Source organism: Sphingomonas faeni, assembly GCF_040407505.1.
Classification (GTDB): Bacteria; Pseudomonadota; Alphaproteobacteria; order Sphingomonadales; family Sphingomonadaceae; genus Sphingomonas; species Sphingomonas faeni_E.
The window spans coordinates 294,267-315,602 of sequence record NZ_JAPZPQ010000003.1; the positions used below are offsets into that span (position 1 = coordinate 294,267).

The 21,336-nt window shown below is 64.7% G+C and carries 22 protein-coding genes, 1 pseudogene and 1 riboswitch; of the genes and pseudogenes, 6 read left to right on the forward strand and 17 right to left on the reverse strand.

The window, feature by feature from the left end:
- Window positions 1-4: 4 nt before the first annotated feature.
- The 3 genes from O6X71_RS12175 to O6X71_RS12185 are packed head-to-tail and all read right to left on the reverse strand — an operon-like array spanning window position 5 to window position 2,273.
- Window positions 5-442 carry an EamA family transporter gene (locus tag O6X71_RS12175; protein WP_056056364.1) on the reverse strand — a complete coding sequence of 146 codons (438 nt, stop codon included), beginning with the start codon at window positions 440-442 and terminating at the stop codon, window positions 5-7.
- An 8-nt stretch (window positions 443-450) separates the two neighbouring features.
- On the reverse strand, window positions 451-873 hold the full coding sequence (locus O6X71_RS12180; RefSeq protein ID WP_056056363.1) for a DUF190 domain-containing protein: 423 nt from the start codon (window positions 871-873) through the stop codon (window positions 451-453).
- Complete coding sequence (locus O6X71_RS12185) at window positions 873-2,273, reverse strand: voltage-gated chloride channel family protein (RefSeq protein ID WP_056056360.1); 1,401 nt, start codon at window positions 2,271-2,273, stop codon at window positions 873-875. Before O6X71_RS12185 ends, O6X71_RS12180 begins: the two co-directional genes overlap by 1 nt.
- A gap of 23 nt (window positions 2,274-2,296) precedes the next feature.
- Window positions 2,297-2,374: riboswitch (Fluoride riboswitch) on the reverse strand.
- 161 nt (window positions 2,375-2,535) lie between these two features.
- Between O6X71_RS12185 and O6X71_RS12190 the strand changes: the two are divergent.
- The 3 genes and pseudogenes from O6X71_RS12190 to O6X71_RS12200 form a co-directional block, all read left to right on the forward strand.
- Window positions 2,536-2,868 (forward strand): annotated as a pseudogene (locus O6X71_RS12190) (chloride channel protein); the annotation flags it as partial.
- Window positions 2,869-2,972: 104 nt separating this feature from the next.
- Entirely contained in the window at window positions 2,973-3,335 is a 363-nt protein-coding gene (locus tag O6X71_RS12195) for a DUF190 domain-containing protein (protein WP_082471096.1), read from the forward strand.
- A 3-nt stretch (window positions 3,336-3,338) separates the two neighbouring features.
- Window positions 3,339-3,611 carry a CrcB family protein gene (locus O6X71_RS12200; RefSeq protein WP_201780755.1) on the forward strand — a complete coding sequence of 91 codons (273 nt, stop codon included), beginning with the start codon at window positions 3,339-3,341 and terminating at the stop codon, window positions 3,609-3,611.
- Between the two features lie 125 nt (window positions 3,612-3,736).
- Here the strand turns inward: O6X71_RS12200 and O6X71_RS12205 are convergent, their stop codons facing one another.
- The 4 genes from O6X71_RS12205 to O6X71_RS12220 are packed head-to-tail and all read right to left on the reverse strand — an operon-like array spanning window position 3,737 to window position 6,645.
- Window positions 3,737-3,862 (reverse strand): hypothetical protein, encoded by a 126-nt coding sequence (locus O6X71_RS12205; RefSeq protein ID WP_258191424.1) that lies wholly within the window; start codon window positions 3,860-3,862, stop codon window positions 3,737-3,739.
- A gap of 52 nt (window positions 3,863-3,914) precedes the next feature.
- Complete coding sequence (locus tag O6X71_RS12210) at window positions 3,915-4,427, reverse strand: MgtC/SapB family protein (protein ID WP_107963382.1); 513 nt, start codon at window positions 4,425-4,427, stop codon at window positions 3,915-3,917.
- The gene (locus tag O6X71_RS12215; RefSeq protein ID WP_031440360.1) at window positions 4,424-5,494 is read right to left on the reverse strand and encodes a sulfite oxidase; all 1,071 of its coding nucleotides are present in this window, start codon (window positions 5,492-5,494) and stop codon (window positions 4,424-4,426) included. Before O6X71_RS12215 ends, O6X71_RS12210 begins: the two co-directional genes overlap by 4 nt.
- A gap of 59 nt (window positions 5,495-5,553) precedes the next feature.
- Window positions 5,554-6,645: a YeiH family protein gene (locus O6X71_RS12220; protein WP_181321202.1), complete on the reverse strand. Its 1,092-nt coding sequence runs from the start codon at window positions 6,643-6,645 to the stop codon at window positions 5,554-5,556.
- Window positions 6,646-6,649: 4 nt separating this feature from the next.
- Here O6X71_RS12220 and O6X71_RS12225 point away from each other — a divergent pair, with 4 nt between their 5' ends.
- Window positions 6,650-7,633, forward strand: a complete 984-nt coding sequence (locus O6X71_RS12225; RefSeq protein ID WP_435368477.1) for a LysR substrate-binding domain-containing protein — start codon at window positions 6,650-6,652, stop codon at window positions 7,631-7,633.
- A 548-nt stretch (window positions 7,634-8,181) separates the two neighbouring features.
- Here the strand turns inward: O6X71_RS12225 and O6X71_RS12230 are convergent.
- The 8 genes from O6X71_RS12230 to O6X71_RS12265 all read right to left on the reverse strand — a co-directional run bounded on the left by O6X71_RS12230 (window position 8,182) and on the right by O6X71_RS12265 (window position 16,702).
- A complete protein-coding gene (locus O6X71_RS12230) occupies window positions 8,182-8,886 on the reverse strand; it encodes an SLATT domain-containing protein (protein ID WP_146168613.1) in 705 nt (234 codons plus the stop codon).
- Window positions 8,887-9,195: 309 nt separating this feature from the next.
- Entirely contained in the window at window positions 9,196-10,344 is a 1,149-nt protein-coding gene (locus O6X71_RS12235) for an SAVED domain-containing protein (protein ID WP_107963381.1), read from the reverse strand.
- A gap of 1 nt (window position 10,345) precedes the next feature.
- Window positions 10,346-10,840 carry a Mov34/MPN/PAD-1 family protein gene (locus tag O6X71_RS12240; RefSeq protein WP_107963380.1) on the reverse strand — a complete coding sequence of 165 codons (495 nt, stop codon included), beginning with the start codon at window positions 10,838-10,840 and terminating at the stop codon, window positions 10,346-10,348.
- Window positions 10,837-12,567 (reverse strand): ThiF family adenylyltransferase, encoded by a 1,731-nt coding sequence (locus O6X71_RS12245; protein ID WP_107963379.1) that lies wholly within the window; start codon window positions 12,565-12,567, stop codon window positions 10,837-10,839. The genes O6X71_RS12240 and O6X71_RS12245 overlap by 4 nt, the downstream gene beginning before the upstream one ends.
- Entirely contained in the window at window positions 12,564-13,769 is a 1,206-nt protein-coding gene (locus tag O6X71_RS12250) for a nucleotidyltransferase domain-containing protein (protein ID WP_107963378.1), read from the reverse strand. The genes O6X71_RS12245 and O6X71_RS12250 overlap by 4 nt, the downstream gene beginning before the upstream one ends.
- 118 nt (window positions 13,770-13,887) lie before the next feature.
- Entirely contained in the window at window positions 13,888-14,667 is a 780-nt protein-coding gene (locus tag O6X71_RS12255) for a hypothetical protein (protein ID WP_353466080.1), read from the reverse strand.
- 305 nt (window positions 14,668-14,972) lie between these two features.
- Window positions 14,973-15,950, reverse strand: coding sequence for a glycosyltransferase (locus O6X71_RS12260; protein ID WP_353466081.1), 978 nt, complete (start codon window positions 15,948-15,950; stop codon window positions 14,973-14,975).
- 248 nt (window positions 15,951-16,198) lie between these two features.
- Window positions 16,199-16,702, reverse strand: coding sequence for an outer membrane protein assembly factor BamE (locus O6X71_RS12265; RefSeq protein WP_353466082.1), 504 nt, complete (start codon window positions 16,700-16,702; stop codon window positions 16,199-16,201).
- 134 nt (window positions 16,703-16,836) lie between these two features.
- Here O6X71_RS12265 and O6X71_RS12270 point away from each other — a divergent pair, with 134 nt between their 5' ends.
- Both O6X71_RS12270 and O6X71_RS12275 read left to right on the forward strand, forming a co-directional pair.
- On the forward strand, window positions 16,837-17,343 hold the full coding sequence (locus tag O6X71_RS12270; RefSeq protein WP_353466083.1) for a ubiquinol-cytochrome C chaperone family protein: 507 nt from the start codon (window positions 16,837-16,839) through the stop codon (window positions 17,341-17,343).
- Complete coding sequence (locus tag O6X71_RS12275) at window positions 17,340-17,864, forward strand: YceD family protein (RefSeq protein ID WP_192975341.1); 525 nt, start codon at window positions 17,340-17,342, stop codon at window positions 17,862-17,864. Before O6X71_RS12270 ends, O6X71_RS12275 begins: the two co-directional genes overlap by 4 nt.
- Before the next feature lie 185 nt (window positions 17,865-18,049).
- On the opposite strand, the gene O6X71_RS12280 is transcribed toward O6X71_RS12275, so the two are convergent.
- Complete coding sequence (locus O6X71_RS12280; RefSeq protein WP_353466084.1) at window positions 18,050-18,586, reverse strand: SixA phosphatase family protein; 537 nt, start codon at window positions 18,584-18,586, stop codon at window positions 18,050-18,052.
- Between the two features lie 8 nt (window positions 18,587-18,594).
- Window positions 18,595-21,309, reverse strand: a complete 2,715-nt coding sequence (locus O6X71_RS12285) for an ATP-dependent DNA helicase (RefSeq protein WP_353466085.1) — start codon at window positions 21,307-21,309, stop codon at window positions 18,595-18,597.
- Between the last annotated feature and the right edge of the window lie 27 nt (window positions 21,310-21,336).

The window sequence follows — 21,336 nt, forward strand, 5'->3', positions numbered from 1 at the left end:
AGGTTCAGGCAAGGGCGACGAGCACGGCTCCCGCACCGATCAGGACGATCCCAAGCCAGCCGCGGGTGGAAAGATGCTCACCGAGAAACGCCACGCCGAGCACCGCGACGAGGACGACGCTCAGCTTATCGATCGGTGCGACGCGGGCGGCATCGCCGATCTTCAAGGCGCGGAAGTAGCAAATCCAGGAGGCACCCGTCGCAAGGCCCGAAAGGGCAAGGAACAGCCAGCTTCGCGGACTGATCGCATCGAGTGGCTGAAATTTGCCCGTGACCGCAAGAAGGATGGTCAGCACGGCAACTATCACCAGCGTCCGAAAGAGCGTGGCCAAATCGGAGTCGATCCCTTCGACGCCGATCTTCGCGAAAATCGCGGTCATCGCGGCGAAGCCGGCGGAGCCCAATGCCCAGACGAGCCAGGACGCTGAAGCGGTGCTTCTCATCCTCGCGCTCACTCCGGCTCTGCCGCGAGGATCGCGGGCGCGGCATCTTCGTGACGGATACCGGCAGAGCCAATGCTCCAGTGTTCGAGATGCTTGTAGACGATAACCTTGCCACCAAGGATCTCGCCATGTGCTTCGCAGAAGCGTTCCAGTTCGTGGCGCTGCCCGATCAACTCGACACACATGGTCAGGTGCGGATCGGCGATTTCGGAACCATTTTCGCGCACCGGGCCGTGATTGCTGTAGCCGTAGTGCGTGTTGTGAGCGACCGCGTTCATGATGCCGTCGCGCTTCGCTTGCGCGACAAGCTCACGGTAGAGCGGCTTGCGCGACCAGAAGCTGCGCGATCCGGTCGCGATCTTGTCGGATGGCTTTAGATAGATGCGGATCATACCGATCTCGCTCGGCGTCACCTTATGCTGTTGAGACATCAGTCATGCTCCTTGGTGATGACGGGGGTCGGGGATGGACGGGGGCCGCGCCGTGACGCACGAGCATCGCGCAGGGTCGCAGCCCCGGTATGCGCGCGAGACGCGCGCTTTGGCACCGCGATCCGCTGCGACAGGTAGATGCCGTTATGGCCCGAGCAGATGTAGGCGATGAAACAAGCGACTGCGATTGGGACGGCGTGGGCCGCTCCGAACAGCTCGATCCCCATGATCGTGCAGGCGAGCGGCGTATTGGCCGCGCCAGCGAACACCGCAATGAAGCCTAGTCCCGCGAACAGATCGAGCGGTGCGCCAAGCAGCCAACCGAGCGCATTACCGAGCGCTGCGCCGATGAAAAATAGTGGGGTCACCTCGCCGCCCTTGAAGCCGGCGCTAAGCGTCACGACCGTGAACAGCATCTTGAGCGCCCAGCTCCACCGATCGGCAGGGCCGGTGAAAAAGCCGGCGATCGTGGGATCACCGGGAATGGCCGACCATACGCCTAGGCCGAGATAAGCGCGTGTACCAACGATCCAGACCAGCGCGATGACCAGCACCCCGCCCAGCGCCGCACGCGCAGGGCCGTAAGGGATATGGCGCTTCAAAACTCCGCCGAAGGCGTGGTTGGCTTCTGCAAACACAAGTCCGGCGAGACCAAACGCTACGCCGGCTATTGCCGCCTTGAAGAGCAACACCGGCTCGACGAACAAGGCACCGCTCGCGGAGGCCACATAGGTGATGTGGTAAGGCGTATGATGGATGCCCCAGGCGTGACATGCCCAGTCGCCGACCAGCGCGGCTAGCAGACAGGGGATGATGCCGCCGTATTCGATACGTCCGACGGCCAGCACCTCGAGTGCGAACACCGCCCCGGCGAGCGGGGTCCCGAAGACCGCACCGAAGCCGGCTGCGACACCTGCCATAAGCAGAATGCGGACGCTGGCAGGATCGAGCCGGAAGAGGCCGGCAACGGCGCTGGCGAGACTGCCGCCGAGCTGGACCGCAGTGCCCTCACGCCCTGCGGAACCGCCAAAGAGATGAGTGGCGATCGTGCCGATGAAGACCAACGGTGCCATGCGCAGCGGAACGCCGCCTCCGGGCTCGTGTATCTGCTCGACGATGAGATTATTGCCCGCTTCGACCGAACGGCCGGTCAGGTGATAGAGCAACGCGACCGCCGCTCCGCCTAAGGGCAGGAGGTAAAGCAGCCAGGGATAGTCGAACCGCGCCTGTGTCGCGGCGTCGAGGCTCCAGAGGAAAGCCGCGCAGAGTGTTCCCACCAGCGCCGCCATCGGCACGAGGATCAGCGTCCAGCGCAACACCGACAGGGCATGGTCATGGCGATCGCGAAAAAAAGCGGCCAAATTTAATTCGTTATAGAGATTGCGAAACGTCGCGCGCACAATTCCTCCTTGCTGCCTTGCGGCGCCCGGTAGGAATCATCGGCCCTTGCGAGGGCGGTTCGGCCAACATAGCCAGGCGGAAATCCATCGCCTTCGGCCGCTATATGTCGCCGCGGTGCGGCAACGTCAATCCGATGTAGAAATGAAACTGTATGGTTGCCGGATGACAGGCCCGAAACGGCAGGATAACTGACGGACCGATACTGTTGCTCGCAGCCATCCGATTGCTGTGGCCGGCGGAGCAGGCGAAGAGCCGCCGCCCAAGGGCGGCGAGGTCACGCCGCTGTTCTTCATCGGCGCGGTGCTGGGTCATGCGCTCGCCGGCCCGATCGGTGTCCCCGTCGACCTCCTTGCCGCGCTCGGTTTCGTGGCGGTGTTCGCGGGCGCGGCCAATACGCCGCTCGCCTGCACGATCATGGGCGTCGAGCTGTTCGGCGCCGAGACCGCAGTGCCGGTCGCGGTCGCCTGTTTCGTCGCTTACGCCTGCTCCGGGCATAACGGCATCTACCTGTCGCAACGGGTGGCGGTGCCGAAGCGGGCGGGCAGCACCCTGCCGCCGGACCTGACGCTGCGCGATGCGCGCGCGCTCCGTCCCGTGTCCGACCTTTCAGACCTGTTCGCTCCTTACCTCACGGAAGGCTTATCCATGTCCGACGCCCACCACGTGTCGCAGACCGAGATCGGCTGGTCCGCATCTACATGAAGCTAGCCGATAAGGCGGTAAAGCCGGGCACGCGCTCACGCTGGGCTGCCAAGCCGCTCGACCGAACGCTCGTCGCGCAGGCCAAGGCGGACGGAATCATGAACGCTGTCGCCCACTATACCCACTACGGCTACAGCAACCACGGCCCGGTGCATGAGAACGGCGCCGAGATCGCCGATCCACACCTCACCATGTGTGTCGAACTGATCGGCCAGCGCGAGCAGCTCGAAGGCTTCTGCCGGGCGCATGGCGACCTGCTTGCGAACAAGGTCATCGTCTACAAGCACCTGGAGCATTGGACGGTCAGCCCGGCGGGCTTGCGCCAGGAAGATGCGGATACGGCCGAGCTGGTTGGCTGAGGCATGGGGCCATACCTGATTGTGTTCGCCGGGGCTGGTTCCGACGGCATGCTGCGGTATGGGCTGAACGGCCTCAGCCTGCGCCTGTTCGGCCCCGACCTGTCGATCGGAACGCCCATCATCAACGTGCTCGGCTCATTCCTTATGAGTCTGCTGGGGGGCTGGTTCTTGTTGCGAAGCGGATCGAGCCCGGGATGGCGATTGTTCCTCACCACCGGCGGGCTGGACGGCGTCACGACCTTCTCGACCTTCTCGCTGGAAGCGGCCTTGCATTAGGAGAGAGCCGAAGTCGGGCAAGCTGCCCTTTATGTTGTCGGATCGGTTGGGCTGGGCGTGCTCGCGCTGTTCGGCGGCCTCGCTCTCGTTCGCTCCTTCAGCCCGGCTTAGCGGCGCCAACCGGCTCAGAAGCGATCATCTTCCTTGACGTTGTCAACCTTCGCCTTGTGTTTGGCGCGGACCGACTCCTCCAGCTCCAGAATCTCGGCCGATTCTTGCGTGGTGGGCTTCTTCTTGTCGATATCGCTCATGAAGTCCTCCGTCTGCAAAACTACTGGTACACCGTTTCGCGCCAAGGATTATTCAGGGTTTCTGCTCGGCGTCCCGCCGGTCCGCTTCGGCCGGGGTCTGCCGGGCGCGTTCGCGGATACGGCGTTCGAGCGGTGCGCCGACGAACAGCACGAGCATCGCCAGCAGCAGACCGCCCACAAGCAGTGGCCACACCGCCAATCCCGCTGCCGCTCCGAGCGTCGCTGACACCCAGATGCACGCCGCCGTTGCCAGCCCATGCACCTCCTGCCCGCTGCCGACGCGCAGGACCGCGCCCGCGCCGATGAAGCCGACGCCGGATAGGATGCCCTGCATCACCCGACCTGCTGCATCGGCGTTCACGTTCGGCAAGCCGCTGTGGACGATCGCCTGGACGGCGATGCAACTCGCGAGCCCGACCAGCCCTAGCGTCCGCAGACCCATGATCTGTCGGTTCTCGCGTGACCGTTCCCAGCCGAGCGTCATGCCGGCCGCCGTCGCCACGATCATCCTGCCGATCGCGTCGACCCAGAAGGCGAGATCGACCGACAAAGGCGGCGGATTCACTCGACCAGCACGTGGACGTGGTGCCAGGCCGTGCAGAGGTATCCGGCGAAGTTCCACATCGTATCGGGTAGTTCGGGCTGACCCTGGCCCGCATCGTCGAACGCGCGCACCACAAGGTGCTGGCGCCCCTTGGGCAGTTCCGCATCTAGCGACCAGCGCTGCCAGCTCCACTGCCCGTCCGGATCGTCGGAGAAATCGACCTGCCGCCAGTCTCGACCGCCGTTCAGCGACACCTCTACCCGCGACACGCCGCGCTCATAGGCGACGGCATAGCCCTCGATCCGGACCTTGCCCGCGGGCAGGCTCTCGCCCGAACCAGGCGAGCAGATCGCGGCGTTGAGCGGCATGGCGTTGATCGTCAGCCCTTGCGTCCAGTCCGCCGTCTCGCTGGTCACGTCGGCCGGAAAAAGCTTGTAATCGTGCGCCTGGATCGGCGCCTCGGAGGGCGTGTCCTTGACCTCGATCCGGGTCAGCCACTTGGCGCTACGCACGCCAGCATAGCCTGGCACGACCAGACGCAACGGCGCACCGTGCTCGGGTGCCAGCGGTTCGCCGTTCATCGCCCAGGCGAGCAGCACGTCGGGCGCCCGCGCCTTGGTCATAGCGATCGAGACGCCGAACGGTGCCACCTCGCCTTCCACATCCACCTCGTCAGCGCCGGTGAAGCAGACGAACAGGTTGGACGCGTCCGATGCTCCAACTGCATCCAACAGGTCTGCGAGCCGCACGCCCGTCCACTCGGCATTGCCGATCGCGCCTATGTCCCATGGATCGCCTGAAGTCTTGCCCACCTGTTGGAGATCGGTCCGGCGGTTGCCGGCGCATTGAAGCACAGCCGTGACAGTCCGGACCGGAAAGCGCGCCTTCAACTCCGCAATCGAGATGGAGCACTCGCCCACACTGATCCCGCCCACCTCAATCCGGTGATCGGCCGGCAGGTCCGGCACGGGCCCATGGCTGCGCACATAGAACAGGTTCTGTGGCGTCAAAAACCGCTCGATCAAGGCGCCGGGCACCGGCTCGGCGTTGTAGGGCTCGGGGTTCCGCTCTATCATCAGCTCGCTCATGCTATTGTAACGCCTGACAATCGGTTTGGCCTCGGCCTCATCCTCACTATCTTGCCCGATCATGCGATGTGCAGCGCGGCCAGCAGCGTCAGGCTGATCGCGGCCAAGCCGAGCAACGACAACACGACGGCCATGGTCACGCGGCCCCCGGCCTTGGCGACGGTGCGGACGTCCACGCCGAGCCCGAGCGCCGCCATGGAAACGACGGTCAGCAGCGTGGCGCTCCGGCCGATCGGCGCGATGGCGACGGTCGGCACCAGACCTAGCGAGCGGCAGGCGACCAGTGCGAGGAAGCCGATGATGAACCAGGGCACGAGGTGGGCGAGGTCCATCCGCTTGGCCGTAGGCGCACCGGCGACGAACTCGCCTTCGGGAACCGACTGCGGCGCGAGACGAGGCGCCACCAGCGACAGAACAAGGCACACCGGCCCGAGCATCAGCACGCGCACCAGCTTGACGAGCGTACCCATCTGCACGGCGGTGGCGCCCAACGGCGAGGCGGCTGCGATCACCTGCGGCACGGCATAGACAGTGAGCCCGGCGAGCGCCCCGAAGGCGAGCCCGCCCATGCCGAGCGCAATCGCGAGCAGTGGCAGGCCAAGCACTACCACCACACCCAGTACCGCCGTGAACGCGATCGAGGCAGCTACGTCGTCGCTGTCGGCGCCGATTACCGGTGCCACGGCCGCGATGGCGGAGTTGCCGCAGATTGAATTGCCGCAAGCCACCAGCAGCGCCATCCGCGTTGGCAAGCCGAGCAATCGGCCGATCCCAAAGCTGAGCAGGATTGCGCTCACGACCACGCCGGCGATACCGGCGAGGAGCGGCAGCCCGGCCGCCAAGATGGTCGCGGCACTGACCGAAGCACCGAGCAGGACGACCGCCACCTCCAGTAAGTATTTGGCGCTGAATGCGATGCCTTCGTGCCACCTTTCATCCGGGGTCCACAGGCTGCGCACGGCGGTGCCGATCAGGATGGCGAGCACCAGCGCCTCCAGCCACGCCTTGCCGGCCAGTGCGCGCTCGCCCACCTCCAGCGCGTAGGCCGAGCCGGTGACGGCGAGGCAGAGGCCGACGCCGGGCAGCAGCGCGGGCAATCTGCTAGTCTGGACGGTCGGGAATATACGATCGGGATAGGCAAAACTGGCCACGGCGGTGTTCCTTCCGTCGCACGATCTAAACCCTGCCTACCGATCGCTCCAACTTAGCCTTGTTGTCATTCCGATCGTCAATCGTGATCGGTTTCTATATCAGGTGCGGTGTGACACTGGAGCAACTGCGCATCTTCGTCGGCGTGGCCGAGCGCAAGCATATGACCGTCGCGGCGCGGCCTTAAACGTCACGCAGTCAGAGGCTTCCGCAGCCATCGCCTCGCTTGAGGAGCGACACGCAACCAAGCTCTTCCACCGCGTCGGGCGCGGCATCGCTCTGACAGAGGCCGGACGGCTGTTCCTGACCGAGGCTCGCGGAGTTCTTGCGCGGGCCGACGCGGCCGAGACGGTGCTGGAGGAGCTTGGCGGACTGAAGCGGGGCACGCTGCGCCTCGTCGCCAGCCAGACCATCGCCGTCTGCTGGTTGCCGCCCATCCTTTCAACTTTCCATGAGCGCTATCCGGCGATCAGTATCGAACTGTCGATCGGCAACACCGGGCAGGCCGCGGTACACGTCAATGACGGCAAGGCCGATCTGGGTATTGTCGAGGGCGAGATCGAAGATCCAGCGTTGGCGCATTGGCCGATCGGCGAAGACCAGCTGTTGCTCGTCGGAGCACAACCTTTCGCCGACATCGACATCGACGCGACATGGCTGCGACGAGCGCGCTGGGTGCAACGGGAGCCTGGATCAGGCACGCGATCGACGTTGAATAGCGAGTTGCGCGGCTTGGGGGTCGATCCGGCTGCCCTCGACGTGGCGCTGACGATGCCGTCTAATGAAAGCGTCCGAACGGCCGTGGAGGCTGGGGTGGACGTTGCTGTCCTGTCGGCGCTGGTGGTCGACCCGGCCATCAAGGCAGGTCTGTTGCACGTCGCACCGATCACATTCGCTCCTCGCCCCTTCTTCGGGCTGCGGCATAAGGAACGCTATCGCACGAAAGCCGCGGATGCGCTGTTGGACGTGATCGGGTTGCAGCGGCGGTAGGTACGCATCGGCATTCTCAAAACGCCATCCTTTGTGGGACCGCCCGCGATCGCCATCTCCTTGCTGAAACCTGTCTGACCGCACTCCACCAGATTTGCGCCATAGTAGGACGGGACATCGCCCACGAGCGGCCGGATCTGGCAGTAGCTGTTGTTCAGCAGACCGTGCCGGGACGACGCCTTTGTCCCTGAAGGCATCGATTACGGCGGAAAACCCTGTCGCCATCCTGGATGCACGACAAACGGGTGTTTTCCGACATGGCAGGTCAATCGCCTCTCACTCAACAGGGGGATGGCTTGGAGGGGTCGCGAAGCCGAACATCGTGTTCGCGTAGGGTGAGTGGCAGGTTTTGAGAGAAGCCGCCATTTACCCCTTTGCTGAGGAACGGCGTGAGTTGGTCGCCAGCTGCCGCGCCTCCGTGACCCAGTACCGGACGTTCACCGCGGCTTGAACGCTACCCAACTTCGGTCGCCCGTTCATCTCCGTGCCATAGCCAACATTCTGCACCTGGTTCCGCGCCTACAAAAATCTCATCTAGCCTACCAAGTTTAGCTGGGTTTAATTACACAGTTGTTGCAGAGTACGGCCGACCCGGCGGCGGTACTCTTGGCGCTTTGTGTCAACCCATAGAAACCAAGTGCGAGACACAGCGCAGTCACAGCGAGTAACGCAGTGGCTGGTCGACTATTTGCAATTTTTAGCTGCAACCAACCGATCCGGGCTTTCCAATCGTCTACCCCAAAATCCTTCGCGTTCTCCAGCTGGTAACGCAGGTAGTCGATATCATCATGATTCACCGCGTATTTTTCAAGAATTCTGCTATACTTAGCAGAGTCAGTGAGGAACTCATTAGCGCTCATTGTACTGCGGCGAGCTTTTATTTCTCGTCGAAGCTCTTTAAGCTCAAGGGCTGACCTGTGAAATTGCTCTGCCCGTAATACGTCTCCACTGGAGTATTGCAGCAAGGATGACACAAGAATCACGACAGCGATAGCAATCGTCGCTAGATTAATTTTATCTGTCAGATCGGTTTCGGTCTTCAGAATGTACGGAAGAACAGTCAGGATGATTATATATCCTGATGCAAATGCCGTGAGCCGAGTGAGCGATCGATCCCGGTGTTCCAGCCGCTTTGCCGCCGCGAATCGCGATCCTGCCGTACTACGCATGTTGCTCATCAGGTCGTCAATTTGCTCGGGAGCAAATCCTAGCGCATCGTTGCTGCCGTCTGTCGAGTTCCGCGCGTCGGTCACTGTTGCCCCTTACCTTACCGTCGTCGTTCCCGAACGTCGCCTTGTTTGAGCCCGAGGGCAATAGCTAGGAACCGTACAGCACCTCACGTGAAGCTAAACGCTCCGACAGACCCAAAGCGCTCGCTCACGGATTGCTATTGTGATCCGGAACCGGACGTTCCTTCAGATCGCGACACCCTGCGGTCGTTCTGTCGATATAGGCGCCCGACCCTTGCGGGAGAACCGGCTGCTGAACTAGCAGACCCGCTCAGCGCGCCGCGGGGCAGCAGCTGAAACGGAGGTCGCGAACCAAGCGGAGCAGCCACAGCTTCAGTCGTCGGTCCTTTTCGGCGCGCCGATCGTAAAAGTGGGGACGAACCCGACATTCCGAACGTGGTCGTAGATCTTCATCGCCAGGTTCACCTTCGGCATCCAGACCCGCCCCGTCTCGACCGCCAACGAAGCGGGCATGGCAGGAAAGAGATGGAGGAGCGTGCTCTCGCCGTAGCGGGCTTGCAGTTCGCCATACACCGCCCGCAGCGTGCGCCGAAAGGCCGACAGGTCCTCAGGTCGGCGAACCACGTCGTTGCCGGGATCCGCGATCGTGATGGACCAGATTGCGGCGTCCTCGCCGAGGATGGCGACGATCCGATCGTCGTTCACGACGCCGCTGACCGCGATCTTAAGAGCAATTGGTCCGCTTGCGTTCTCAGGAGGACGAGACACTACAAAATCGAGTGGCGGGCGATCACGCTGCCAGTTCCAGGTCTCCGGCTCGCGGTGACGCTGGTGGACCGTGGTCGGCACAATGTCGTAGATGAGGCGACCGAGCTCGATCAGCAGTGGCTGAGGTGCCAGCGCAAAGACGCTGAGGTGCTTGATCTCCTGCCGCTCGATCCGGCCCTGGACCTTCTCGCGGAAGAGCTGGTCGAGGTTACGCTTCTGGATCGCCCAATATTCGGCCTCGTCATCCCGGAAGACCTGGTTCAGCAGCTCCAGGTCGATCGTCTGCCGCGTCGCCGGATGACGCTGCGGCGGCATCGCGGCGAAGATGGCCTGGGTCGACAGCAGCGCCTCGTTGGGGCCGATCGTAGCGCCGAAGCGAAGCACGTGTGAGGCATACTCCGCGCTGATGCCGGTGTTCGTGGCGATCCGGGTCTCATGCTCCTCCTTCATCGCGAGCAGCACTTCCTCAGGATGGCTCGCGACCTCGTCGACGTCCACCAGCTTGTGGTGGCGATGGCATAGGAGCATCAAGTTGCCGAGGTCCGCGGCCAGCTCCGGCGACCGCCGCTCGTCCCCCCTCGGGCCCTTGACGCTGTCGGCTACGATGTGGGCGATGAAGCCGAAGAGGCCGCCGTCCTTGCCGGCGATCAGGTCGCCGACGAGATCGACGTTGCAGCCGCGGTATTCGCAGCGTCCTCCCGCCCGAGCCCAGACGGCAGACTGGATCCTCTGCGGTATGCTCGACTTGGACATTCTAGCTCCTCCCGAGGCGCGCGGTCTCTTGTTCTTCGCGGCTGTCCATCTCGACCACGACGGGTGCCGGCGCCGCCCCCTGCTGGAACAAGGTGGCGCTTAGCAGAAGCCGTCGCCAGCTTGCCCGAACGATGAGAAGCAGCGCGAATGGTATGTCCCGTTCGCCGCCGACCAGCCCCTGCATGGATCGCAAGTCCTCCGTGCTCGGCACCGGCGGGTGGTTGGGATGGGAGTGCCACTCCCCGAGATAGTTGAAGCGCGCGAAATCCGACCCGGTCCGATCGAAGAACGCGGCCAAGGCTTCCCGATGATGATCCACGGACCGCACGAAATGCGCAGCGCCGCCCTTCTCGGCATCGACCGTGAAGTCGACGAGCGAAAATCGGCCGGGCGCAAGCTGTTCCGCCATGAGCACCCCGCCGATCTCCAGCCGTCCCGCGGCCCTCACGGTGTTGTTTAGACGGACGCGCACGTCCCTGGGCACCAGCAGGTTCACTCGGCAGGCCCTTCCGGGGATGCGGGGAAGAACTCGGCCGTGAACGCCCGCAGCTCGTCCTCCAGACCCTCGTCCTGCTGCGGCCCCCACGCCTCCTCGAGCGATAGCGAGATCGGCCAGGTGTCGAAAGGTGCTTCGAAAATCCACCCCTTGCGGAAGCCGATCGCGTAGGCGGGGTGCGGGAAGATGGTCTCGCTTCTGGAGAGCGTATCAAGGACGAACCTCGACATGTGGTCGGCGAGAAGGGACACCTCGGCATCGTCGGCGATCAGCGGCGGGAGGTCCTCTCCGAGATCCAGTCCATACTGGTTTGCCCGCCCCTGCGGCACCTCGACCCCGCATGACGCGCACCAGTCCAGAATCTGCCGGCGGGCCTGGTGCGGGACCGGCTCCACGTCGGGCCGCAGCCGCCCGACGAGCGCACCGATCCCTCCTGCGAAGACCTCGCCCCATACGATGGGCCTGCGCTCGTCGCGTGCGATCGCGGCGCACAGGTTGTAGACCTGCGGATCGGCAGTCGCGTCGACGATGATGTCGCACCCGCCGATCTCCTCGAGAGCCGACTCCGTCGACGCCGAACTCTCCTGGCCGCCGAGCAGCAGCCGACGCCTGCTCACCATGGCCGATGGCAGGATGCTTTTAATGCGTTGGGAGACCGCATCGGGCTTGTTCAGGCCGACCGCGCGCCAGTCGAGATCATTGCGCACGACGTTGCCAGGGAAGACGAGATCGCCGTCCACGAGAACGAAGCGGCCGACCCCGGCCCTCGCAAGCGAGGCCCCCACCTTCGAGCCGACCGACCCGCAACCGACGATCGCGACCGACGCCCTTGCGAGCCGACCGTATTCGGCGGGCAACCTCGGCGCGTCCTCGGGCAAGGCAACGCTGGCATAGTCGAACACGTAACGTTTGCCGGTGCCGGGCGCGAGCGACATCATGAATATCGCTCCGTCACACTCAACCAGCATGGTGAACTCCTCAGTCGCCGAGTCGAGCCTGGCGATGAGATCCTCGCGCTCCGTGCTACGGACAACCGCATCGAAGAACTCGAACGTGGGAAGGACCCTGCCGCCGAGAGCGGCGACTAGCCTTACGGCGAAGCCCTTCCTCTTGGTGAGGTCGGGAAAGATCTCAGCCCCGGTCCAGATCGGCAATTCGGCAGATCCAAGCCGCCGCGGGAAGGCGAGCCAGTGACCGGTCGCCAGGTGTTCGGCTGCCTCGAACTCGACCGGCTGATGAAGGGCCAGCTGCGCGATCATCGCGGCAAGATCCGCCGGGACCAGAAGCCTGTTCGACGAGCCGCGCGTGTTCTGGCCGACAGTCATGCGGTGAGCGCTCGCGACGCTGGCGTATTCGCCTGGCGCTGGCCGCTCGCCGGTCAAAAGCCGGTAAGCGCTCTCCATCATCATGGCCCCGGTGACCGAGGGATCCCAGTTGTCGGGTCTGTACTCCAGGCAGAGCTCGCCTCCCGCGCCCCACTGGTGGCCGGTCAGTCTCGCTCCGTCGCGCGGCGTTATCTGGGGCGGCATATCGGGAAAAAAGCCGGGATAGGTCAGGGTCAGTGGAACGGCCTCACCGAGCCGAACCAGGTCGAAGTCGGCGCAAAGGCGCGCCTGGGGCGTCAGCCGCCAGGTGACGTCGCGGAGCCAGTCCGACCGCTCCTGGAGATCCGCTATTGCACGACGTTCGCTTCGGGCACGGCTGGGTTGGGACGCCCACCAGATCATGCAAAGCCTTGAGGTTTGCTGGGAACGCGGGGCGTGGAGCCGAACGATGGCGACGACGTGGCCGCGACGAAGCCTGTTGCACTGCGCAGCATGGACCTCGAGCCGCCGGATCGGCTTTCGGCACGCTTCGCGAGCTCGGCACCGACATGGGGAGAGAGTACCTCGGCGATGCCCGCTTGCGTGTTGAGCTGCGCGATGCGCGAGAAGTCGGACTGAGCCTGCCTCAGCCAACGGAAGAAAGCCGACTCGCGCTCCGGGCGTTCCGCCCACTTGTCGGCGAAGTTCTCCATGGGATCGCTCGGGTTCGGGATGAACGCGGCGCCCCTTCCGTCACGCAGGATGTGCCGTTCCATTCCCGACAGGATTGAAAACAGCGCGTCGGCCACGTCCTCCTCGCCGCTGTAGGCGTGAGCCGCCAGCGTCGTGATGATGATCGAGATCGGGGCAGAGTTGCTCCGGTCGTCCTGAAACATGATGTCGCGGTGACGCTTCAGGATCATGATCGACGCCTGCAAGGGCGTCCGCACCTTGTAGTCGGGGATTTTCTCGACGCTTGCGTTCATGGACTTCGCGAGCGCACGCTTGCGCTCGTTCAGCGCCACGATCATGCGGGACCGGAACCACTCCAGATAGCCCTTGGGGTTTGATCGAGGCCAGTCGTCGGTCTTGATCGCATAGTCCCAGCGCTCCTTGTCGGTGATGGCGATCGCAGTTGACGCCCATCGCGTATCGAGCGAGCGGGCCTCCAGCAGCTTGCGGACCGAACCTCCGTTCGGAAGCGCCGGCACGACGTCCATGTGGAACTGGGCGCCATCGGCATAGTCGAGCGCCCAGCAGCGACGACATTCGCGCAGCGGCTTCGACATCGACTTTGAGCGGCGGTATCCCTCGATTTCCGCACCGACCATGGTCTTGAGCGCGAATTGGGTGACTTGGGACTTCCCAAGGTCCTTCAGCTCGCAGACCGCGTCGACGTCGTATTCCTCCGTAAGATTGATTGGCTTGATCACCGTCCCGAGGCCGAAGGAGCCCTGCACGTAGACAGCGGGTGCATACGCTGCGATCGAAGATGCCGGCCTGTTAAGCCAGCGCCCAAGCGACATATAGCTCTCATTGGCCTGTTCGTATCTGCTATCGCTGATGTCGAGCTCGTCGACGAGGGCCTCGATGTAGCGGCGAGACGTGCTGGTTACGGTGGCCATCGCGAACTACCCCTTTAGGATGCATCTATTCCCTATATGTTCTTGGTAGCCGGCAGCCGGATTTTCAAGTCATCGAAGAGCCATTCCGGATCGAATAGCTGTCCACGAGCGCGTCTCATCAGTCCTGCTTCTCGGCGTCGGGCGTCTCCATCTCCATGATTCGCGCGAACTCGAGCTGAAGCGCGCGGAGAGGCTCGACCACCGTAGGCGTCATGCCCGGAAGGCAGTGGATGAGCACCAGCGCGATGCCGCGACCATATTCCGCCGCCGATGTCAGGGCGCGGAACACTTGGAAGGAGTCACCAGGGTAGATGCTGCCCTGATCGAACCTCTTCTGCTCGGTCGTTTTCGGCCCGATCTGAACATGGTTGCGGATCGCAAGAGTGTTGGGATGCGCGCCGTAATCGATGCTCGTCTCGTAGAGCGAGCTGATGAAGTCGCCCAAACCCGACTGCTCGGCTTCAAGATGCTTCACTACATCCGCGACCGCCCCGCCGAACGCCTTCCTCGACGCCTTGCGCTCCACATCTCCCTTGTCGCGGTCCGACCAGATGGACTCAAGCGCGGGATCGAGCGAGATGAGCAGCGCGTAGCAGGCGGATTCGAGAGCGGTTCGAAAAAGCGGGTAGATGGCCGTCTCGTGACCACTCAGCGCCATGCGCACGCCGCTCGTCCATATCATGAACGCGTTGGTCGAGAGGAACATCGGCACCTCCCGTATCGGCTGTCCGTCGCTCCACAGCTTCGTCGCGAAGAAGTCGTAGTAGTCATTGACGAGCGGCATCAGTGCGTGATGACCGGCCAGCAGCCCTTCAGTGTTCGCGTTTCCGATGCGGACATAATCCGCAAGGCTGAGATTGATCCTTACCTTCATTCGTCCCCCCGACGCTGCGTCCAATTGGCCGCTTTCCAACTTCGACGCTCGAGATGTCGGCTATGGGGCGGGCCACGGCTCGATCAACCCCGTTTCGCGGAAGACCTGAACTGAGGCGTATTCCCGAGCGCCCGACAAGCCGAGTCCCGACGCGAGAGCGGCGGGGTTGGTGGCAGGCCGAAGCCGTTCGATAAGGTCCATACGCAAGCCAGCGCCTATTGTGGACACCGATCGATGAGCACGCCGTTCCGCCACTCCGCCACTCCGCCGCATTCGGGATACGGGAGTTCGGTATCCTTTGGCGTGCTTCCTGAACGAGCGACAGCTTTTCAGGGCCGACCGTTCGAAAGCGGCCAGTCCGCAATCCACCAATTTTGGCGGCGCCGAACCGCATTAGCGGCAATTATTATATGGAACGGCTGCAGCCCGCATCGGGCTGTTGGCCTCAAGACGAGCTGCCAAGTCGGTATAAATATCTTGCCGACATAATACGTCTTATCTTGGACTCCATATAGTTCGTAATCCTCGGTCAGGCTGGTCGCATCGAACGGATCGCCGCCCCGCGCCTGCGCGATCATCGCAAGGACGGCCGGCGCGATCGCACAGCCCGTGCCGGCAAGCGGCATCGCGGCGCCCAGCGCGGTTCGGACGACGATCTGCTTGGCATGGGATTCGGCGAACTCGTCGGCATAATGACCCGACACCAGCCGCGCGCCGCGGTGGACCAGCGGCAGGACGGGAAGCTGGATCACGTCGTATCGCTCGATCAGGCTGTCGAACACGCGCAGTTCCTTGGCATGCACGACGTCTTCGGCATCGTGCAGCACGACCGCTTTGGTCGGCCGCTCCGCACCCTCGCGCAGATCGTCGCGACACAACGCATGCCACAGCGTATTGAGGCAGTCTGCCTTGGTCGTCGGCCCGTCGCGTGGCCCGATCACGAGCCTGATACGCGGGTCGCACTCGGCGACCGTGGCAATCGCATCGATCGTCCCCCGGTCGTTCGGATAGGCACCGACGTAGATTCGGTAATGATCGTGGTCGTAGCGATCGAGCGCAGTCGTCAGCATTCCGCCGATCACCGCGACCTCGTCCCACGCCGCGACAAACACCGCGATCCGTCCGGCGATACGCGGCGACGGCAAGGTGGCGAGGGTCAGGCGAGGCCGACCACCATATCTGATCCGGTGACCGATATAGACCAGATCGACCAGCAGATCGTCGATGCCGCCGAGGAACAGCCCGACGCCTGCAAACAGCAGCATCTCGCGCGCGAACGCGTCGATGATCCACAGCGACTCGCCCAAGCCACACCCCCGACCACAGGGTACCGCAGGTTGCCGCCGCAACGGATATAGTCGCATCGAGAACGGATGTTTGCCGTTTTTGTGAAATTTCGGCCGGAAGGCGAACCATCGCGTCGAACGTGCGTTACGACGATGATCCCTTTCCCCCCTTTCGGGATCGGCGCCGATGATGCCCGGCCCGGCCGCACCGATGCGTAGCACGCGGTGCGGCCTAAGCCGCCCCCACACTAGACATTCGACCTAAGAGGTTACGGCCGATTGCGGCCGCCGCCTCCAGTGTTGCTGCCATTGCCGCCGCCGCCTGCGCCCGCCGCGCCGACCGTGCCGATATTGCCGAACAGATCCTGGAAGAAGCCGCGCTCGCGGCCGAGCGTAGGCGTCTTCTTGCCGTACGGCGTGATCGACGCAACCTGGTCGAGCCCGCCGCGGCGAATCGCGGTGACGGTGCCCTTCTGGTCGAAGCTGATCTGCAGCGTGATCTGCGCGTTCGGCCGCGGATTGCGGAACGCGAGGTTGCGGCTGTCGCGCGCGAGATAATACCAGTCGCCCTGGTCGAACTGGCCCGCAAGCGTTGGCTTGCCCAGCGTCTGGAGCACCGACTGGCGGTTATCGACGCCCGGCTGGACCGAGTTGACGAGGTCAGTATCGACGACATAGCCCTGGTGCGAGCGCAGCTGGGTGCAGCCCCCGCTCGCCAATGCGGCGACCGCGAGTGTTGCGGCGAGACCCGTACGGGCGGAAAACACGCTCATATAAACTCCCAACCGGGGCACGCGAAAACACGTGACGGGTCCCACGCGATTGCATCGGCCGCCGATCGCCTCGATATGCGAGGATGCGCGGGCAAACAAGCCGAAGCGCGGCTTCGTGTTGAGGACGATAGATTTTGAGCTGGTTGGGAAGACTGCTCGGCGAGAAGCCCAACGAGGCGCTGCCGCTGTATAACGCCGTCGTTGGTCGAGCCCGCGCGGAACACTGGTACCGGGAGGGCGCGGTGCCGGACACGGTCGACGGCCGCTTCGACATGATCGCGACGTTGCTGGCGATCGTCATGCTTCGACTCGAGGTGGAGCCGGCGGGCGGCGAGCCTGCGGCACGTCTGGCGGAGCGGTTCGTCGATGACATGGACGGGCAGCTGCGTGAGATCGGGATCGGCGACATCATCGTCGGCAAGCATATCGGCAAGATGATGAGCATGCTTGGCGGGCGGCTCGGTGCATATCGCGACGGATTGGCGGCAGGCGATATCGCGCCGGCTCTGGTGCGGAACCTGTATCGGGGTGCTCAGCCGGACCATTCCGCGCTGACGCATGTCCGCGAGTCGGTGATGACGTTTCATGCGGGGCTGGCTGCGACGCCACTACCGAATCTGTTATCTGGAGAACTGCCGTGAAGCCCGAGTTCAGCCGTCCCGAACGCCTCGACACGATCGGCGAGCGCGAGCGGATCGTCGAGATCGCCGCGACCGAGGACGAGCGCGCGGCGCTGGCGAAGCGGTTCGCGCTGCTGTCGATCACGCGACTCGACGCGCGATTGGGGATCAAGCGGACCGACAGCGGCATCGTCGTAAAGGGCCGCGTGACCGGGGCTGCTGTGCAGGCATGTTCGGTGACCGACGAGCCGCTCGACACGAAGATCGACGAGCCGGTTGCGTTGCTGTTCGTCGATCAGCTCGTTTCGGAAGGCGACGAGGTCGAACTGTCCGACGACGCGCTCGATACGGTCGCGATCGAGGGTGGCACTATCGATCTTGGCGAAGCGGCGGCGGACACGCTTGCGCTGTCGATCGATCCGTTCCCGCGCGGGCCCAACGCGGCGGCGGCGCTGGCGGCGGCGGGCGTGATCAGCGAGGACGAGTTTCGGCCGGCAAATGCGTTCTCGGACCTTAAGGCGAGGATGGCGGAGAAGGGCTGAGCGGCCTGCTGGGGAAATAAGGGGTAAGGGATAAGGATTAGCCTATCCACACACCGGCCCCACCCCGGCGAAGGCCGGGGTGGGCGCTTACTTGAATGGTGCGCGTGACGGGAAACCCCACCCCCTTGTTCTCCCGCGAAGGCGGGAGCCCAGGCTGGGTCCCCGCCTTCGCGGGGAAACATGGTTTAGTCTGCGTCGGGACCTAAGGTCGGGTCGAGATCGCGCGGCCGGATGAACCGGGTGAGCCGAGCCGTACCGGTTGCGATGTCCCCCCACTCCCCCTCGAACTGAAGCTCAGCAATGCTCGCCGTCGGATACTTATCCTCAACCGCATCACGCAGCGGATCGGCCCCATCCGCGACCAGCATCAGGACAAGATCCTCTAACCCCGGATTATGCCCGACCAACAACGCACTCTCCGCCTCGGCCGGAAACCCGTGCACCACATCCAGCAACGTCGCTGCAGACGCCAGATACACCCGTCGATCCAGGTCCGGCGCGATCGTCCGGCCATAGCCCGATTCAATCTGCTCCAGGGTCTCCGAAACCCGCACCGCGGGCGACGCGATCGCATGATCGAACGCGAGCCCAAGCGACCGCATGTGCCGCCCCACCATCGCCGCGGCGCGCTTGCCCTTGGCGTTGAGCGGGCGATCGAAATCGCGCGCTACCGGATCGTCCCAGCCGGACTTGGCGTGGCGCAACAGCGTCAACGTCTTCATGGCAATCCTCAAGCCGGTTCGCGGCTTTCATGCCCTACCGGCGCGCCAGAAGAAAGTGGATTGGAGGAAAGCCGGCTTGCGACTCGGGCCACCGCTTCTTCGAGCGTCACGCGGGCGATCGGCACCCCCGGCGGGAACGCGCTGAGCAACCGCGAGGGCATCGCCGCGGAGAGCATCACGAACACGCCGGAATCGTCGGCGCGGCGGATCAGCCGCCCGAATGCCTGCGCGAGCCGCGCGCGGACGAGCCGGTCGTCATACGCCGAGCCGCCGCCCGCGAGCCGGCGCGCGGCGTGCAGAACGGAGGGTTTCGCCCAGGGTACGCCTTCCATCACGACAAGCCGAAGCGATTCGCCGGGGACGTCGACGCCGTCGCGCAGCGCATCGGTGCCGAGCAGCGACGCGCCCGGATCGTCGCGGAAAATGTCGACCAACGTGCCGGTATCGATCGGATCGACGTGTTGCGCATGAAGCGGCAGGCCTTCGCGCGCGAGTCGATCGGCGATGCGGCCATGCACGCCGCGCAGGCGCCGGATCGCGGTGAACAGCCCGAGCGTCCCGCCGCGGCTGGCGACGATCAACTGCGCATAGGCGTTGGCGAGCGCACCGATATCACCGCGCTTCACGTCGGTGACGATCAGGACTTCGGCCTGACGCGTATAGTCGAACGGACTCTTCGCCTCGAACCGGGCGGCGGGGCGCAGGAGATGCGGCGCGCCGGTGCGGGCTTCGGCGACTTCCCAATCACCGCCACCGGTCAGCGTCGCCGAGGTAACCAGTGCACCGTGCGCGGGCTTGAGGACGATCTCGGCGAACGGCCGAGTCGGGTCGAGCCAGTGGCGATGCAGCCCGATATCGAACTCGCGGCCTTCGATCCGGTCGACCGCGAGCCAGTCGACGAAATCGCCGTCGACCGGCCCGCCGACGCGCGCGAGCAGCGACAGCCACGATGCCACCGTCTCCGCGCGCCAACCGATTGAGGCGATCGCGCCCTCGACTCGGGCTCGGGCGGGCGCGTCCATCCAGTCGGGCGCTTCGGCGAGCACGGCTTCGAGGCGGCGGCCGAGCGTGACGAGTGGGCGGACCAGCGCGTCGAGCGCGGCGGCGGCGGGCGCGGCGGCCTCGATCAGCGTCGCGTCGGGTTCGGCGAGTTCGGTCTCCAGCCCATAACCCGCGTCGCCCGGTTGTTCGGCCCGCGCGTAGGTGAGCCCTCGGACGGCAGCGAGCAGCGTCTCGATCGGTCCGAACGGCGCACCTTCACCGAGGCGTTGCAGCCAGCCGTCGGACGCCAACGCCCCCGCCGCGGTGACCGCGTCGGAGATCGCCCGCGCACCCTGTTCGTCATAGCTGGCGAGGTCGGACAGGCGCGCGGCGAGCCCTCTCCGCCTGCCGCGACCGCTCGATTCGGGGCCGAGGATCCAGCGGCGCAGTTCGATCGTCTCGGCACCGGTCAACGCGGTCGCGAACATCGAATCGGCAGCGTCGAAGATGTGATGCCCCTCGTCGAACACGTAGCGCGTCGGCCGGGTGGCGAGTTCGCGGCCCCGTGCGGCGTTGACCATCACCAGCGCGTGGTTGGCGATCACGATGTCGGCGTCGGACGAGGCGCGGGCGGCGCGCTCGATGAAGCATTTGCGGTAGTGCGGGCAGCCGGCATAGACGCATTCGCCGCGCCGGTCGGTCAGCGCGGTCGAGCCGTTACGGCGGAACAAGGTCGGCAGCCAGCCGGGCAGATCGCCGCCGACCATGTCGCCGTCCGCGCTATAGGCAGCCCAGCGCGCTACGAGATGCGCGAGGATCGCCGCGCGGCCGGCGAACCCGCCCTGCAGCGCGTCCTCGAGGTTGAGGAGGCAGAGGTAATTCTCGCGGCCCTTCCGCGTGACGACCTTGGCTTTCCGGATCGTGGCGTCGGGATACAGGCGCGCAGTTTCCTGGCCGAGCTGGCGTTGCAGCGTCTTGGTGTAGGTCGAGATCCATACCGCGCCGCCGGCCTTCTCGGCCCACAGCGACGCTGGGGCGAGGTAGCCAAGCGTCTTGCCGATCCCGGTCCCCGCTTCGGCGAGCACCAGATTGGGCGTGTCGCGCATCGCCCGTGGCGCGAAGGCAGCCGTGGCGGCGCCGGCATAGGCGCGCTGGCCGGGGCGTTCCTCGGCACCGTGGCCGGTCAGGTCGACGAGGCGCGCTTCGGCATCGCCGGGCTCGATCGTCACGGTGCGCGGAGCGGGTCGCGGCGCGTGCTCCTCCCATTCGGGGAGCGACGAGAAAAGCCAGCGTTCGTTGACGGACGGCTTCTTCAGCCGCTCGGCGACGACCGGCGCCCAAGGCCAGCGAAGGCGGAACAGCGATTGCGCGGCCGTCCAGGCGCCCTCCCGTTCGGGCCAGTCGGTGTCGGTGAGCGCGAGCATCGCCTCGGCCGCGCGGAGGAGGAACGGCGCAACCTCCGCATCCTCGGTCGGCACGTCGAGACCGGCAACCCGCGCGATCCCCTTCGGCGTCGGCACCGCGAACTGCGCGGGGCGGAGGAAAGCGTAGAGTTCGAGCAGGTCGAGCCCCGACAGATCGGGGTAGCCAAGGCGTTGGCCGACCAGCGGCGCGTTAAGCATGATGACCGGCGTATCGGCCGCGATCCGGATCGCCTCGCCCCGCCCGATCGGACGCGCACCGTCCGCATTCGCGATCCAGATGCCGGCGTGGCTGGCGTGGAGGGCGGGATAGCGAAGCACTGCGCGACCTTGCTGCAATGAGAACGA